Origin of the sequence: Cytophaga sp., assembly GCF_051961495.1 — a bacterium.
In the GTDB taxonomy this organism is placed as follows: domain Bacteria; phylum Bacteroidota; class Bacteroidia; order Cytophagales; family Cytophagaceae; genus Cytophaga.
In genome coordinates this window covers 1-2486 of the sequence record NZ_JBQCDF010000238.1, presented here as the reverse complement: position 1 = coordinate 2486, position 2486 = coordinate 1, and the positions used below count along the sequence as shown (strand labels likewise).

The following is a 2486-nucleotide window of genomic DNA, read 5'->3' as shown; positions in this document are numbered from 1 at the left end:
GAAGGCAATAGCGAATTGCTTTTACTGAACTGTATATTAAAGCCATATTCCAGCCTCTTTAAAAAAGGTTTGGTCTTTTGGCTGTTGGGCTTGAAATTGGGCATATCCATTTCACCGGAGATCCCTTGTAGTCCGGAAGATTTCAACAACTTATCTTTCAGTTGGGAAAGCTGTGCCTGAGCATTTTGCAGGTTCTGTTTCACCTGCGCCATGGCATTCGGGCCGGCTGAAGCTATTCTCTGTTGGATCAGATTTTGAACCGAAGCTCTTGTTTGCAAACCTGCAAGGGCTGTCTCTCCCTGAACTCCGCCCATTGAGGAGGAAGGCAGGCCGAAAAGTGAAGCGAACTGGCTGTTCTCTTTCATGAACTTTTGAAAGAAGGGCATTTTATTCAACACGCTGAGGGCTTCCTCTTCTATCTTCTTTGGGTCTTTCAACATGCTTTTATATTCATTTACCTGCGCCTTGTAGTAATAGGCGGTCTTTCGAAGCTTGTCGTATTGCTTTTTAACTGGGCCGGGAAGTTGGGTGTATTTTGAAAGCAGTTGCTGCATCCGTTCTTTCCTTTCACTGATGAACTGATTGACTTTGGCGGTTTGATTGAATTTATCCTTTAGTTCATTCAGCTTCTCCATTGGCAAAGCGGCTTTACCATCGCTTCCCCACTCTTTAAGGAAGGATAAGGAAGTGGTCAATGTATCTATGTAGGAGTTGTACTGGTTAAGATTTACTTTATCCAGTTTTTCTTTTTTCTTCCTGAAACTTTCAATAAAAGATTCATATTCCTTTGTAACGGCTCCATTTGTACTATTGGAAAGGGAATCAATCGCTGAGAGCTTCCTGTTAAGCCGGTTTTCCTGCTTCTGCAGTTTCTTCAGGTATTTTACCGATTTGCCGGAAAGATGCTTGTCAATGGAGGCGTATTTTTTCTCAACTTTTGAATAGAATTTTGCAGGAATGTTTTGTACTTCCTGCAAAACGCTGTCGGCGCTTTGGCCTGCACAGTTGAAAGTAACTATGACAAGGATAATAATTAAATAATATTTGCTGATTTTCAACAACAGGTTAATTTTTCAGAAAACCAATGGGGATTTTATTTTAGCAGATAGCCTGCCACATCATTCGTTTCTTCATGAAGGCAACAGCCATGGCGTTATAACAAACTTTGGGGGTTCATCATGGTACTCGTAGGGTTGGTAGTTATGGTTTCCAAAACAGTAGAGTAACACCTGCCTTTTAAATCATTGGAACCAAATTTTACTATGATCTTTTTCTTAAGCTTAAATTCCTTCTTTACAATTTGTTGAGGTTGGATCGCAGTCATAAAAATTATTTATTGGTAAACATGTAATTGTTTACAAATTTTATTTTTAAAACAACTGCAACTTTATTTTTTCGACGAATTGACCGCTTTGCACGGTAATCAGCCGCATTTGCACGATTTTCTGGAAAAAAATTATCAAATAATGAATGGAATAATTAGAGCGTTTTCAGGATTCCTCGATTCGAAGAGCCGAAAATAAATGCTCTTTTCTTGATTTCGCAATGGGAAGACATGTCCCGTTAAGAAGTTCCAACAATTGTCCGTTAACGGCTTTTACGGCATTTATCGATACGATATAACCACTGTGGATTCTTACAAACAAGCCGGGAGGCAATTTACTCTCAATCATTTTCATACTGCTATAACTGAGAAGCGGCAGATCGGAGGTGTACACTTTTATATAATCGCCAACGGATTCAATATAATAAACATCCTTGTATAATATTTTAACCAGTTTATTGTTAGCCCTGATGAAGAAATACCCCGGGTAGGCATTATTATTATTGACCGCTGAAGCAAGGTGGCGCTGGTTCTCAATCTGGATCCTGACTTTATTGGCCGCCTTCAGAAATCTCTCAAAAGATACCGGCTTTAATAAATAATCTGTCACTCCCAGTTCAAAGCTATTCACAGCGTATTGATCGTGAGCGGTAATAAAAATAATCGCGGGAGGAAAAGGCAATGAACGGACAAATTCCAAACCGTTTATTTCAGGCATCTGGATATCGGAAAGCAAAAGATCTACTGGGTGACTTTCGATGATCTCTAGGGCTTCAAAAGCATCCCCGCATACGGCTACCAATTCCAGGAAATTGATTTTTTTTACAAAATTTTCCAGGATTTCACGCCCTATCGGTTCATCATCAATTATCATGCACCTGATAACATTCATCTACTTCAGATTTATGGTTAGTTCCACTGAAAAAGCCTGGTCCATATCCGAGATGGAAAGTGTATGCCGGTAAGGATACAACAATTGTAATCTCTTTCTTGCATTTTCAATTCCTATGCCCCCCAGCCGCGTAATTTTTTCCATTCGCCGTTTATCATTTACAACTGAAAAATAAAAGTTATTACCGTTAACCGAGATCATCATTTTAATAAATCCGTCATCCCTTTTTCTCAGTCCATATTTGAACGCGTTTTCCACAAATGTAAAGGT

General features: G+C 39.4%; 2 protein-coding genes and 1 pseudogene. All 3 read right to left on the bottom strand.

From position 1 onward, the window contains the following. Positions 1-1061: hypothetical protein (locus ACTHJT_RS13195; protein ID WP_440238915.1), on the bottom strand; the 1061-nt coding region annotated here is incomplete at its 3' end. Positions 1062-1490: 429 nt separating this feature from the next. Beyond that, positions 1491-2216: a LytR/AlgR family response regulator transcription factor gene (locus ACTHJT_RS13190; RefSeq protein WP_440238913.1), complete on the bottom strand. Its 726-nt coding sequence runs from the start codon at positions 2214-2216 to the stop codon at positions 1491-1493. Next, positions 2217-2486: pseudogene (locus ACTHJT_RS13185) on the bottom strand (histidine kinase); the annotation flags it as partial.

Bases quoted from the DNA above. Each gene is read 5' to 3' on its own strand.
- ACTHJT_RS13190 (WP_440238913.1), bottom strand. From the start codon at position 2,216: ATGAATGTTATCAGGTGCATGATAATTGATGATGAACCGATAGGGCGT.